11 protein-coding genes and 3 tRNA genes are annotated in these 12,779 nt (G+C 54.3%); all 14 read right to left on the bottom strand.

Annotation, left to right across the window (positions count from 1 at the left end):
* Positions 1–8: 8 nt before the first annotated feature.
* Positions 9–1,259, bottom strand: coding sequence for an NADH-quinone oxidoreductase subunit E (locus ACZ1HV_RS01030; RefSeq protein ID WP_472717046.1), 1,251 nt, complete (start codon positions 1,257–1,259; stop codon positions 9–11).
* 14 nt (positions 1,260–1,273) lie between these two features.
* Positions 1,274–2,269, bottom strand: coding sequence for an FkbM family methyltransferase (locus ACZ1HV_RS01025; protein WP_472717045.1), 996 nt, complete (start codon positions 2,267–2,269; stop codon positions 1,274–1,276).
* A 3-nt stretch (positions 2,270–2,272) separates the two neighbouring features.
* Positions 2,273–3,457 (bottom strand): NADH-quinone oxidoreductase subunit D, encoded by a 1,185-nt coding sequence (locus tag ACZ1HV_RS01020; RefSeq protein WP_472717044.1) that lies wholly within the window; start codon positions 3,455–3,457, stop codon positions 2,273–2,275.
* On the bottom strand, positions 3,450–3,893 hold the full coding sequence (locus ACZ1HV_RS01015; protein WP_298820491.1) for a GFA family protein: 444 nt from the start codon (positions 3,891–3,893) through the stop codon (positions 3,450–3,452). The genes ACZ1HV_RS01020 and ACZ1HV_RS01015 overlap by 8 nt, the downstream gene beginning before the upstream one ends.
* Before the next feature lie 14 nt (positions 3,894–3,907).
* Positions 3,908–4,513 (bottom strand): NADH-quinone oxidoreductase subunit C, encoded by a 606-nt coding sequence (locus ACZ1HV_RS01010; protein WP_298820489.1) that lies wholly within the window; start codon positions 4,511–4,513, stop codon positions 3,908–3,910.
* A 92-nt stretch (positions 4,514–4,605) separates the two neighbouring features.
* Positions 4,606–5,184: a NuoB/complex I 20 kDa subunit family protein gene (locus tag ACZ1HV_RS01005; protein WP_298820487.1), complete on the bottom strand. Its 579-nt coding sequence runs from the start codon at positions 5,182–5,184 to the stop codon at positions 4,606–4,608.
* A complete protein-coding gene (locus tag ACZ1HV_RS01000; RefSeq protein WP_152501575.1) occupies positions 5,175–5,540 on the bottom strand; it encodes an NADH-quinone oxidoreductase subunit A in 366 nt (121 codons plus the stop codon). Before ACZ1HV_RS01000 ends, ACZ1HV_RS01005 begins: the two co-directional genes overlap by 10 nt.
* Positions 5,541–6,049: 509 nt before the next feature.
* Positions 6,050–6,126: transfer RNA gene (locus tag ACZ1HV_RS00995), tRNA-Asp, on the bottom strand.
* Positions 6,127–6,186: 60 nt separating this feature from the next.
* A tRNA-Asp gene (locus tag ACZ1HV_RS00990) sits at positions 6,187–6,263 on the bottom strand.
* A gap of 286 nt (positions 6,264–6,549) precedes the next feature.
* Positions 6,550–8,208 carry a Na/Pi cotransporter family protein gene (locus ACZ1HV_RS00985; RefSeq protein ID WP_472717043.1) on the bottom strand — a complete coding sequence of 553 codons (1,659 nt, stop codon included), beginning with the start codon at positions 8,206–8,208 and terminating at the stop codon, positions 6,550–6,552.
* Between the two features lie 340 nt (positions 8,209–8,548).
* Positions 8,549–8,624 (bottom strand) — tRNA-Val (locus ACZ1HV_RS00980).
* A gap of 229 nt (positions 8,625–8,853) precedes the next feature.
* Positions 8,854–9,510 (bottom strand): hypothetical protein, encoded by a 657-nt coding sequence (locus tag ACZ1HV_RS00975; RefSeq protein ID WP_472717042.1) that lies wholly within the window; start codon positions 9,508–9,510, stop codon positions 8,854–8,856.
* A 155-nt stretch (positions 9,511–9,665) separates the two neighbouring features.
* Positions 9,666–9,941 (bottom strand): HU family DNA-binding protein, encoded by a 276-nt coding sequence (locus tag ACZ1HV_RS00970; RefSeq protein ID WP_152501572.1) that lies wholly within the window; start codon positions 9,939–9,941, stop codon positions 9,666–9,668.
* Positions 9,942–10,128: 187 nt separating this feature from the next.
* Positions 10,129–12,558 (bottom strand): endopeptidase La, encoded by a 2,430-nt coding sequence (gene lon, locus ACZ1HV_RS00965; RefSeq protein ID WP_472717041.1) that lies wholly within the window; start codon positions 12,556–12,558, stop codon positions 10,129–10,131.
* Positions 12,559–12,779 lie beyond the last annotated feature (221 nt).

Here is a 12,779-nt window from a genome sequence, read left to right as displayed (position 1 = left end):
TCGACCCCCTAGTCTTCGCTCTTGGAGGAGGCCACATCACCGGCTTCCACGCGCTTGGAAAATTCTGTGTCTTCACCGGACGCCAGGATCTTGGCCTGTTCAATCCAGCCGTCGCGTTCGATACGCCCCTTGAACTTCAATCTGCTATCCACCCATGCGACTTCAGCAGGTCCCCAGTTCGCAACCTGGTCGAAATGGAAGAACCCGAGATCATGCAGCGTTGCTTCCAGTTTCGGTCCGACGCCCTTCAATTTCTTCAGATCGTCAGGTTTACCGCCACGGGCCTCGGTCAGCGTCTCCGGCGCTTTCTCTTCAACCGCAGCCGCCTCCTTCTCCGCCTTCGGTTTTACGGCGGACTTTGGTGCAGCTGCTTTGCTGGCCGGCTTCTCTGCCTTCTCAATTTCTTTCGTTTCGGCTTTCTTCTCAGCAGGAGCTGCTGATTTCTTTGCCTCGGGAGCCGCTGCCGGTGTGTCAGGCTTTTTCTCTGCCTTAGCGGCAAATGCTGCCCTCACTTTGGCAACCGCATCTTCAGCAGGCGTTGGCACGCCATCATAGTCGTTTCCGCCGACGTTGATCGCAGCGCCGGCGAAGTCGTGGGATGCCTTCTCAGCTCCATCAACGACATGAGCAACGGGCAATGCCCCCTTACTCGTGTCCTCAATGTCGGTTAGAGACGTCTGCTCACCTTCAGCCATTGCAAAACGCCGGCCGTTCTGCGGTCCGGGCGTGACTTCATGCCCTTCGGAAATATCATCAAGCAACTTGTTGAAACTGTCGGGCGTCAGATCCTCATAAGTGTCCTTGAAGATCTGAACCATGGGGGCGTTTACGCAAGCACCAAGACACTCGACTTCTTCCCAAGAGAACATGCCGTCCTCTGAAATCTCGTGCATATGCTTGGCAATGCGGGACTTGCAAATCTTGATTAAGTCTTCTGAACCGCGCAGCTGACAGGGCGTGGTACCGCAAACCTGGATATGGGCTTTCTTTCCGACCGGCTGCAGCTGGAACATCGTGTAGAATGTGGCGACTTCCAGAACACGGATCTTGGGCATGTCGAGCAGCTCCGCAATATAGCGAATAGCCGGCTCACTCACCCAACCGTCATTTTGCTCCTGTGCACGCCACAAAACCGGAATGACCGCGGAGGCCTGACGTCCGGCCGGGTAGCGGTCGATAAGCTTATTGGCCCACGCGAGATTTTTCTCGGTGAACACAAAGCTTTCTGGTTGTTCCGCGGCAAGTCGGCGAACTGCCATGGTGTTATCCCCGTTTACTGCGCGATGGCCACACTACCGTCTCCGGTTTGCGCCTGACCGGCCACCAGGCCGGCGAGACGATCCATCCAGAATCGGCTTTGTGTCGCGAAAAAATCATAACCTTTACGGCGGTCGCGCTTCAGGCCGTCAAGCTCCAAAACCGCGCCCAATTCGAAGAAACGATCAGCATTGTAGCCAAACAGCCGCATGCCACATTCCTCGGAAAGGTACTTGGAAACCGAATGACTCCGATCGGCGCCATGGTCTTCGTAGATTATCAGAACGTCTTTCTGCAGCAGATTGCTTGCTCCTTTCAGAGCTTCAATCTCGCTTCCTTCAACGTCGAGCTTCAAGACTATCGTCGAGTGATCCTCAAGCCCGGCTTCTTCAAGTATTTTGTCCAGAGTTATCGTCTCGACGTCACCAAGCGCGTGTCCTGAAACCTGCTGATCGACCAGCGATCTGGCCTCATGCTTGCGGCCGAAGAAATTCAGGACTTCTCCGTCCTTGTCGAACACCGCCCGATTGATGCAAATGAACCGGTTATCGTTCAGAACGGCATTCTCGCACAGCCGTTCAAAATTAACCGGATCGAGCTCAACAGCAGCAGTCTGGCGCTTGCCAAACCGTCTGCTGGTAACCTTTGCCGACCAATACCCGTAGTTCGCACCGCAATCGATGAACGCGTAGTCAAGATCGCTAAATGTCAGCAGGAGCGCTTCGATTTCCTCTTCATAGAGGCTCAAGGGCTTCAAAAGGCGGCTCCAATAAGCATCCCCATAAGGGAACGCGAACTCTAGGTCCTCGTCCAGCACGAGGCGGATGTCTTTTTGACTGGGCAGAGCTTTGCTGACCAGTTTGGCCACATAGGAAATGCCACGACTGTTAAGAGGCGCAAGTGCCCTGGCCGCAATGCTCATCGCAGTAAGGCCGGCGCGCTCGACCGACGATGCGTTTGAAATCGCACCGGTGCGCCAATCAACAACAATGGAGTTTCCGGTCAGGGTCATGATCTAGCGGTCTACCTCGCCGAACACGATGTCCATGGAACCGAGAACCGCAGAAACGTCGGCAAGCATATGGCCCTTGCAAAGGAAATCCATCGCCTGCAAGTGCGCATATCCCGGCGCCTTGATCTTGCAGCGGTAAGGTTTGTTCGTTCCATCAGCGACAAGATAGACACCGAATTCACCCTTGGGCGCTTCCACGGCGGCGTAAACTTCGCCGGCGGGAACGTGGTAACCTTCGGTATAGAGCTTGAAGTGGTGTATGAGCGCTTCCATCGACCGCTTCATTTCCCCCCGTTTAGGAGGAACGATCTTACCGTCGGTCGACGACACGGGACCTGTTTCAACGGTCAGCTTCTCAAGACACTGCTTCATGATGCGAACCGACTGGCGCATTTCTTCCATGCGGATCAGATAGCGGTCATAGCAATCGCCGTTCTTTCCGATGGGGATATCGAAGTCGAGTTCGGAATAGCACTCATAAGGTTGAGATTTGCGCAAATCCCAAGGAGCACCCGAGCCCCGCACCATGACACCGGAGAACCCCCAGGCCCACGCGTCGTCCAGATCCACGACACCAATGTCAACGTTCCGTTGCTTGAAAATACGGTTGTCGGTCAACAGTCCTTCGATGTCATCGCAGGTCTGCAAAAACGGATCGCAAAAGTCCCAGATATCATCCAGCAGATCCCGTGGCAGGTCCTGGTGAACACCGCCAGGCCGCACATAGGCTGCATGCATGCGGGCCCCGCAGGCACGCTCGTAAAAAACCATAAGCTCTTCGCGCGGTTCAAATCCCCAAAGTGGCGGCGTCAGAGCGCCGACATCGAGAGCTTGCGTCGTAACGTTCAAAAGGTGGGACAGCAAGCGTCCGATTTCCGAATAAAGAACCCGGATAAGCTGTCCGCGTTTTGGAACCTCGATGCCAAGAAGCTTCTCGACACCCAATGCAAAGGCGTGCTCCTGGTTCATCGGCGCTACGTAGTCGAGACGGTCGAAATACGGAATTGCCTGCAGATAGGTCTTCTGTTCGATCAGCTTTTCGGTGCCCCGGTGGAGAAGCCCGATATGCGGATCGACACGTGTCACAACCTCGCCGTCCAGCTCCAGAACCAGACGCAAAACGCCGTGGGCTGCCGGGTGCTGGGGCCCGAAATTGATGTTGAAGTTACGGACCTGAGCCTCAGCCATTTTGAGGTTCCTGCATTTGCTGCGTGTAGTACGCAAATACTTCAGGGCCGGTCATTTTGCGCGTCTCGTTTGCAAACGCGTAGTTGGCCGGCTGTTCGTCCACGAAGATCTCCGTGGTGAATTTGAATTGAGACGGGTCGTCAAAGGCTTGCGCAGAAAAACTGACATGGGAGCCATCCGCCATGCGCCACATCAATGTCGAACCACATTTCGAGCAAAACACCCGTTCAGCATAGTCTGACGCTTTATAGATGCTGAGAGCGTCTCCGCCTTCAATTTCAACGCTGCTCATGGGGCCGCAGCCAACGGCCATGAATGACCCGCCTGTCCAGCGCCGACACATGCCGCAATGGCAAACGCCCATTTCGCCGTTGTCGGGCTGCGCACTGAACCGCACTGCCCCGCAAAGACATCCACCAGAAAGCCGCTCGCTCATCCCCGCCCCGCCGATCAGTTGGTTGTCGCTTTCTCATCGCCGGGCAGCACATAGTCGGTACCTTCCCAAGGCGAGAGAAAATCAAAGGAACGCATTTCCTGGTTCAGTCGAACAGGTTCATAGACGACACGTTTTTTCTGGTCGTCATAGCGAACTTCAACGAAGCCGGTCACAGGGAAATCCTTGCGTAGCGGATGCCCGTCAAAGCCGTAATCGGTTAGGATGCGCCGCAGATCCGGATGGCCAGAGAAAAGAATTCCATACATGTCGTAAGCTTCGCGCTCGAACCATTCCGCTCCTGGAAAAAGCGATGTCAGTGAAGCCACGGCTGTTGTCTCGTCGGTCGCGATTTTCACGCGGATGCGCTGGTTCTGAACCGGTGACAGGAAGTGATAGACAACATCAAAGCGTTTCTCACGCTCCGGATAGTCGACGCCGCAAATGTCGGTCAGATTGACGAATTTGCACGAGGCGTTGTCACGCAAAAAGCGAACCACATCCAGAATGTCGGTCGCATTCACGCTCAGCGTCAATTCACCGAATTCCGCCTTCCAGGACACGAGAGACTCGCCAAGACCAAGCTCAACGTGCTCAGCGAGTTCCTTCAAAGTCTCGTCCATGGTGTTCGCCCTCACTCCCTCGGAGCCTTCCTTTTAACGCGCCCGCAAGCGCCAATCCTTTGAATTCTCCGCCGTTTCAGGCGGTAAAACCCTTATCTCTCGATAGTGCCCGTACGGCGAATTTTCTTTTGCAGCAGCATCACACCGTAAAGAAGCGCTTCTGCCGTCGGCGGGCACCCTGGAACGTAAATGTCGACCGGCACGACCCGGTCACATCCGCGAACCACTGAATAGGAATAGTGGTAGTAGCCGCCACCGTTCGCACATGAGCCCATCGAAATCACGTATCGCGGCTCAGGCATCTGATCGTAGACCTTGCGAAGCGCAGGAGCCATTTTGTTGGTCAACGTTCCGGCCACAATCATCACGTCTGACTGGCGCGGAGAAGCACGCGGAGCAAATCCGAAACGTTCCGCGTCGTAGCGCGGCATGGACATCTGCATCATTTCAACAGCGCAGCACGCAAGACCAAAGGTCATCCACATCAAAGAGCCCGTGCGGGCCCACTGAATAAGGTTGTCCGTCGACGTTACGAGGAAGCCCTTGTCGGCCAGCTCATTGTTGACCTCAAGGAAAAACGCGTCGTCCTCACCGATCGGTTTACCGGTGTTCGGGTCAATAATGCCCTTGGGTTTGGGAGCGACGAGCGGATCGGTAGTGGTCAATCCCATTCCAGCGCTCCTTTTTTCCATTCGTAGATAAATCCGACAGTCAGGACGCCGAGAAAGACCATCATCGACCAAAACCCGTACCAGCCGAGGTCACCGAATACGACAGCCCAGGGAAACAGGAAGGCAACTTCAAGATCGAAAATGATGAAGAGGATCGAGACCAGATAGAAACGCACGTCGAATTTCATGCGCGCATCGTCGAACGCGTTGAAACCGCACTCATAGGCCGACAATTTTTCCGGATCCGGGTTTTTGTAGGCCAGTAGAAACGGTGAAATCAGCAAGGCAAGGCCGATCACCAGTGCAATGCCGATGAACACGACGATCGGGACATATTCCCGCAAGAGTTCTTCCATGTCTTTCGCGTCCTTGCATATGGAGGCGGATCGAGAGGCGATCCGGAGCCGGGGCTGCACCTCTTGGCCTCATAAAGCCGGCTGGTCGCGCAGAGCCCGTCAGCTTAATGAAACCAACATGCGAGCGCACGCTTAACTTACGGCTTGGTGCAACGCAAGACCCCCTGCGGGTCAAACTCTTGCCACATATGAGCCAATTTCCAAACGACCCCTGCCAACTCCTTTGTTTCAGCCAGTTTGTGCAACCGCAAAATCTTTACACAGGCTGCGCGGGATTATGACGCACCCGAGCCGGATTTCCACCCCTTGAATAGAATCGCAATTCAAAAACAAGGGAAGACCCAAAACCGTAACAATTTGAAGAAGCTGACGCTGTCGATTACTTTTATGCGAACCTATACGCAACATTCAGGCCCAACCGACAAAAATCGGGCCGTGTCCGGTTGGCCGCATGCGCGGTCAATCCATTCGTCATTTATCAACTTGGGAACAAGTTCGGGAACCGTGAGTGGCGCGAGTGACGGGGCTCGAACCCGCGACCTCCGGCGTGACAGGCCGGCACTCTAACCAACTGAGCTACACCCGCACAATCACGGTATATTTGCGCCTCTTCTTTCAAGATACACTCTTGCATCTTAGTGAGAAGTGGCGCGAGTGACGGGGCTCGAACCCGCGACCTCCGGCGTGACAGGCCGGCACTCTAACCAACTGAGCTACACCCGCTTCGCGCGGCAACGCAGTGTTGCCGTGAAGTGGCGCTGATGTACGGCGGCTGGAAAGCGAAGTCAAGCGCACTGACGCATCCAAATTGCCTTTTTTGACAAAGCCGCAGACAACTCGGTTTTTCCGCATCAAAGAAGCCGTCCTTCAGTGTGGATAACTCGTCCCCGATCAACAAGTCGACACGGTATAGGAACTACACCGGCAAAATGAATTTGGAACCTGACGCCTTCGCCATGCTGCGTCGGCAACTAGCGCGAATTGAACCAGTCTTATCAACAAGGTGGCTTTATTCCGCAGGGACTAGACGGCTGTCCCTCAATTGTCCCTCCAAAGCCAGGATCGGTACTGCCACAGTGGCATAGAGCGAATTGATTTCCTTGAGGCTGCGCACGACTTCCATGTGGACGTTGCTTGAATCGATGCTTTCCGGCGTCCTCGATTTCAACCTGCCCAGATGTCGATCATGACATTCCCGCTCCAATTGACGCATCCTGTCTTTCTCGGCGATCAGTTCGCGCGCTGAAGCAACATCACTGGAAACAAGCACGTTAAGCGCCAGCTGCATGTTGGCCAAGACACGGTCATGCAAGTTTTCAAGCTCAACCCGCCCATCCCTGGAAAATTTGATCCCTTTTTCCTTCAGCTCAACCGCCCGTTCCAAAAGGTTTTTTGACACCAGGTCGCCGGCACGTTCCAAATTAATAGCAAAACTTGCCAGCTCCATGCTCCGCTCCGCCTCCTCCGAGGTCAATGCACCGCGGTTAACCTCCGCAATATAGAGCTTGATGTCGGAGTGTATCCTGTTGACGTTCTCATCCATCGCCTGAAGACGCTTGATTTCCTGTTGATCGCCATTTTCAAGCATCATCATCACTGGCCGGGTCATGAACTCAACCAGCTCCCCCATGCGCAACAGCTCCCGGGTCGCACTGGCAAGTGCCAGCCTGGGGACATGGACAACCCGCTGATCCAGAGCACTTTTGACGACGGTCTCGTTGGTGCCGGCTCCCAGCTCTTTCGAGAGCATCAACCGCTCGGTCAGTCTGGCAACTGGCCCGGTCAACGGCAGACAGGTCAGAACCAGTAGGAGATTGAACAAGATATGCACCGCTACGATCTGTTGCGCTGGATCACTGCTCAGCGTTTCCAAAGGCAGGGGGATGGATGCGACCAACAGCATGGCAATCAAGGCGCCGCCGGCCCTGAAGATCAGATTTCCAAGCGGAATCAGCAGGGCTTTTCGATCCATACCGCGCGTCAACCAGAGTGCCACACCCCCTGCTCCGACGTTCGCGCCAAGAACCAGCGGTACGGCCGCCTCCAACGGCAAACCTGCATTTTGAACGAAGGCGGCAATCATCAATACCGCAGCCACACTGGAATGAATCAGAAACGCAAGCACCGCTCCAAGCACCAATGCTGTTGAAGCATCACCGGCCAGATATTCGGCAACATGCGGCATGAACTGAGCTTCTTTCAAAGGCGCCGTCGATTCCCCAATCATCTGAAGCGAGATCAACACAAGTGCTATGCCGATCAGGATCCGTCCTGCATGTTTTGTGGTTCGAGACTCAACTTTCAGGAACAACCACCCCCCGATCGCCAATAGCAGTGGAACCAGCCAGCTGAGGTCAAATACCAGGAACTGCACGACGAGAGACGATCCGAGATCGGCACCAAGCAGGACCGCTAGCCCTGCAGCCGTAGAAAGGATGCCGGAAGTTGCAAAGCTCGCCGCGAGTACCGCAACCGCCGTTGCACTTTGCAGCAGGATTGCCACCGCCATCCCGGACAGGGCCCCGGCTGCCCGGCCAGATGCGGCTTTGATAATGGTGCGCTTGAGTGCGGGGCCAGACACCCGTTCAAAACCGGTCCTCACCATGCGCACCGCATAAAGGAGCAGCATAACTGATCCCAAAATCTTGATAAAAAGGACTATCGCCATCTAATTAAACTTCTAATTTTTCGATGTTTTTTTTGTTAGCCGGTAAAATTTATAGAAACCAAACACGGCGAAAAACAAGCAAAAAAGTGCACTCAGTGCTTATATTGCATCCGAAGTAGGTGCTGGACTGCAGCCAAGTCCTTGAAGCTGCAATCAGAAGCTCAATCGAGTCTCATTCAATTTTTTTGTTAGCGCAGTTTTACAAGATCGCATCTGTTCGCGAAAAATCAGGCAGTCCCTGCCCCGACCAGAAATTGGGTCACTGAACAAAAAACGAATGAAGAACCGAAACGCGAAGCATCACGGCACAAGGCAAAGTCTTTGAATTTGGGAAAGAAAATGGTGGGCGATGAGAGACTCGAACTCCCGACATCTTCGGTGTAAACGAAGCGCTCTACCAACTGAGCTAATCGCCCTCAACGAGGTGAGACGCCTTTTAGGTTGTCGCCACTTTCTTGGCAAGTCCTAATTCTAAGAAATTCGCAATCCCCGCCATACTTGTGGATGACCGCTTCAACCCCGCTTTGTCGAACCTGTGCAGATATCACGACACCAGAGGCGCTAAACCGCCAGACAAGGCAAGCGGTTTCAGGAGTTTTGAGTTCCGGCAGACGCAGCGTCTCAACTGAACGGGATGAAGATCGGCTAACGAAACCGGTAGGCAAACTGCAACATATCCGTCAGGCCGCGCTGAGGATTGTCGGCAGCAAGGCCGTTTCGATTGAAGAATTGCACAAGCCTCGCGATTCCCTGTTGATCGTTCGGACCCTTTGGCGGTGGTTGATTCATTAGTTTGGCGGCAATGATCCACGACATTGTCCGCCTGAGCCTGTTTTGATTTGCCGAAAACTCCGGGTTGCTCGCTGCGCGCTCAAACAGACCTCCCCAGGCCTGATTGACCGCATCGTTGATTGCCTCAATACGAATGAACCCTGCCTTGTTGGGGCTTCGCGCCTTGTTCAGCAAATGATCGATGTTGTAACCCGCAAGGTCGGCGCTGGTGGCTTTGATACCGTAGACCTGATTCACGAATGCCAGCCATGCCTTCTGATAGGAAGAATATCCAGCCCTGACCCAGACACATGCGTTTTCATCCGGGTTTCCCGGCTTGCGGACGATGGCCACATTCTTCAGGCTCCTGCGCCCTGCCCGCTCAGGTTCGATGCTGTCATCATATTCATCAAGAAAGACAAGGCGACCTAACCATTCAGGATGCTCCACCTGCACCTGGACAAGCGGATTGCGAACCCAGGCATCAAATAATGCACGTTGACGGCGGCTTATCAGTGCTTGGAGTGTCATGGCTCCCTCCGTGTGAGGAGTTCCGCTTCGCCGGGGAAATGGTAGATCTAAACAGGCAATTCAAAGAGAAACACTCATAGATTGATATTATTGCCACAAAAAACCCCGGCCCTGCAATCGCAAGCCCGGGGTCAATTGAAATCGGTCTGGAACGACTAGGAGTTCACAGCGTCTTTCAGGCCTTTACCAGCCTTGAACTTCGGCGTCTTAGAAGCCGGGATCTGGATCGTTTCGCCAGTCCGCGGGTTCCGGCCTTCGGTTGCAGCACGAGCAGAAACCGTGAAGTTACCAAAGCCGATGATGCGGACTTCGTCACCGCTTTTCAGCGTTTCTGTGACTGCATCAAAAGTTGCGTCAACTGCTTCGCCTGCCTGCGCTTTGGTGAGGCCAGTCTTTTCTGCAACAGCTGCGATCAGATCGTTCTTATTCATAGCAGATACCTTTCTAAGAAACGGCAGAGTGCCGACGATTCCTGTCAGCGCCGTTGCGCGAAATTCGTGCGATTTGACGCGAAACGCAAGAGGTTTTTTCGCAGAAAACAGCCATTTCTACCGATTATTCAAAAGAAAAGCCCCGGTTGACCCGGGGCTAGACGTTTTGTGCGGTGCAAAATGGCTCTTAGTGAGCCAAAATTCCGGACGCGTCTTCTTCTTTTTCACTCGCCTTGGCTGCAGCGTTTGCAGCTGTCTCATCCCATTCGATGGGCTCCGGAAGTCGAGTCAGAGCATTTTTCAACACTTCCTCCATTCCGGAAACCGGGATGATTTCAAGCGAGTTTTTGACCGAGTCTGGAATGTCAGCCAAGTCTTTGGCGTTGTCTTCCGGGATCATGACAAGCTTGATACCGCCACGCAGTGCAGCGAGCAGTTTTTCCTTCAGGCCGCCGATCGGCAGGATCCGTCCACGAAGCGTGATCTCACCGGTCATGGCAACATCGCGGCGAACCGGAATTCCAGTCATTGTGGAAATTACGGCTGTCGCCATCCCGATGCCGGCGGAAGGACCATCTTTCGGTGTCGCACCTTCAGGCACGTGAACGTGAATGTCCTTCTTGTCGAAGGTCGGCGGTTCAATACCGTAATCGATCGCACGGGAACGGACATAGGACGCCGCCGCTGAAATCGATTCCTTCATCACCTCTTTCAGATTGCCGGTTACGGTCATCTTGCCTTTGCCCGGCATCATCACGCCTTCGATGGTAAGCAGCTCACCGCCGACTTCTGTCCAGGCCAGACCAGTGACAACACCAACCTGATCTTCCAGTTCGACTTCGCCATAGCGGAACCGTGGAACACCGAGATAGTCTTCGACGACCTCAGGCGTAACGGTGACGCTTTCCTTGTCACTCATCAGGATGTCCTTGACCGCCTTACGGGCAAGGGTCGCCATTTCGCGCTCAAGGTTACGTACACCAGCTTCCCGCGTATAACGACGCACGACGAACTGCAAAGCATCGTCCTCGATGGAGAACTCACCGTCCCTCAGGCCGTGATCCTTTTCCGCCTTAGGAATGAGGTGACGGCGGCAGATTTCCACCTTCTCCTCTTCCGTGTAGCCGGCAATACGGATGATCTCCATACGGTCCATCAGCGGACCGGGAATGTTCAGCGTATTGGCCGTGGTCACGAACATCACATCAGAAAGATCGTATTCAACCTCAAGATAGTGATCCATGAACGAAGAGTTTTGCTCCGGATCAAGAACCTCGAGCAAAGCTGAAGACGGGTCGCCGCGGAAGTCCATACCCATCTTGTCGATCTCGTCGAGAAGGAACAGTGGATTGGACTTCTTTGCCTTCTTCATCGACTGGATGACCTTGCCGGGCATCGAGCCGATATAGGTGCGACGGTGACCCCGAATTTCGGCTTCATCACGAACGCCACCAAGCGACATGCGAACGAATTCACGTCCAGTTGCCTTGGCAATAGACTTGCCCAGAGACGTTTTACCAACGCCTGGAGGACCCACCAGGCACAAGATCGGACCACGCAACTTGTTGGCCCGGCTCTGTACCGCAAGATATTCAACGATCCGCTCTTTGACCTTGTCGAGACCGTAGTGGTCGGTGTCGAGCACCTTTTCGGCAAGCGCCAGGTCGTGTTTGACCTTGGATTTCTTGTTCCAGGGAATGCCGATCAGCCAGTCGAGATAGTTGCGCACGACCGTCGCTTCAGCGGACATCGGGCTCATCTGCTTGAGTTTCTTGATCTCGGCAGCAGCCCGCTCACGCGCTTCCTTGGTGAGCTTCGTCTTCTTGATCTTTTCCTCAAGTTCGGCAACCTCGTCGCGGCCGTCCTCGCTGTCGCCAAGTTCCTTCTGAATGGCTTTCATCTGCTCATTCAGATAGTACTCGCGCTGTGTCTTCTCCATCTGCCGCTTGACCCGCGAACGGATGCGCTTTTCGACCTGAAGAACGGAAATTTCGCTTTCCATCATGCCAAGAACGCGTTCAAGGCGCTCTGCGACGGAAACAACAGCGAGAATTTCCTGCTTTTCAGGAATCTTGATAGCCAGATGCGACGCAATGGTGTCGGCCAGCTTTGAATAGTCGTCGATCTGATTGACCGCACCCAGCACTTCCGGCGAAACCTTTTTGTTCAGCTTCACATAGTTCTCGAACTCGGAAACAACTGAACGAGCAAGAGCTTCGACTTCGATGTTCTCGCCATCGCGCTCCGGCAGCACTGTTGCGGTTGCCTCGAAATAGTCCGTGCGATCAGAATAGTCTCCGATCTGCGCGCGAGCACCGCCTTCAACAAGCACCTTGACGGTGTTGTCAGGCAGTTTCAGCAATTGGAGCACGGTTGCGAGCGTACCGACATTGTAGATCTGATCCGGATTCGGATCGTCATCAGCTGCATTCATCTGGGTCGCCAGCAGAATGTGCTTGTCGGTGGTCATAACCTCTTCGAGCGCCTTGATCGACTTCTCGCGGCCGACAAACAGCGGCACGATCATATGCGGGAAGACGACAATGTCGCGCAGGGGCAGGACTGGATAGACAGCCGTGCTGTCCGGATCTGTAGCGCGGATTTCTGCGTCGCTCATTTTTTCCTTTCTCAGCGTGTCCCGGCCCCACTCATTAAAAGGCAGCCAAAACACTGGAAAACGGCTTTCGGATCCAACAAGAACCGAGTGGCCTGACCCCGGCACCCCTGCTGGGCGCACCGATGGTCAGCGCGAGCCATTCTTTAGCCCTATTAGGTGGACACCAGACCCGCCGGTGTCAAGGCAATCAGGCCGATTGCAGAAGCCTTGTCTGTTGACGA

The sequence above is a fragment of the Roseibium sp. JB4-4 genome, assembly GCF_055693425.1.
This window is presented reverse-complemented; position numbering and strand designations above follow the sequence as displayed.

Excerpts from the sequence above, each read along its gene's own strand:
- ACZ1HV_RS01030 (WP_472717046.1), bottom strand. The coding sequence starts at position 1,259 with ATGGCAGTTCGCCGACTTGCCGCGGAACAACCAGAAAGCTTTGTGTTC.
- ACZ1HV_RS01025 (WP_472717045.1), bottom strand. The coding sequence starts at position 2,269 with ATGACCCTGACCGGAAACTCCATTGTTGTTGATTGGCGCACCGGTGCG.
- ACZ1HV_RS01020 (WP_472717044.1), bottom strand. The coding sequence starts at position 3,457 with ATGGCTGAGGCTCAGGTCCGTAACTTCAACATCAATTTCGGGCCCCAG.
- ACZ1HV_RS01015 (WP_298820491.1), bottom strand. The coding sequence starts at position 3,893 with ATGAGCGAGCGGCTTTCTGGTGGATGTCTTTGCGGGGCAGTGCGGTTC.
- ACZ1HV_RS01010 (WP_298820489.1), bottom strand. The coding sequence starts at position 4,513 with ATGGACGAGACTTTGAAGGAACTCGCTGAGCACGTTGAGCTTGGTCTT.
- ACZ1HV_RS01005 (WP_298820487.1), bottom strand. The coding sequence starts at position 5,184 with ATGGGATTGACCACTACCGATCCGCTCGTCGCTCCCAAACCCAAGGGC.
- ACZ1HV_RS01000 (WP_152501575.1), bottom strand. The coding sequence starts at position 5,540 with ATGGAAGAACTCTTGCGGGAATATGTCCCGATCGTCGTGTTCATCGGC.
- ACZ1HV_RS00985 (WP_472717043.1), bottom strand. The coding sequence starts at position 8,208 with ATGGCGATAGTCCTTTTTATCAAGATTTTGGGATCAGTTATGCTGCTC.
- ACZ1HV_RS00975 (WP_472717042.1), bottom strand. The coding sequence starts at position 9,510 with ATGACACTCCAAGCACTGATAAGCCGCCGTCAACGTGCATTATTTGAT.
- ACZ1HV_RS00970 (WP_152501572.1), bottom strand. The coding sequence starts at position 9,941 with ATGAATAAGAACGATCTGATCGCAGCTGTTGCAGAAAAGACTGGCCTC.
- lon (WP_472717041.1), bottom strand. The coding sequence starts at position 12,558 with ATGAGCGACGCAGAAATCCGCGCTACAGATCCGGACAGCACGGCTGTC.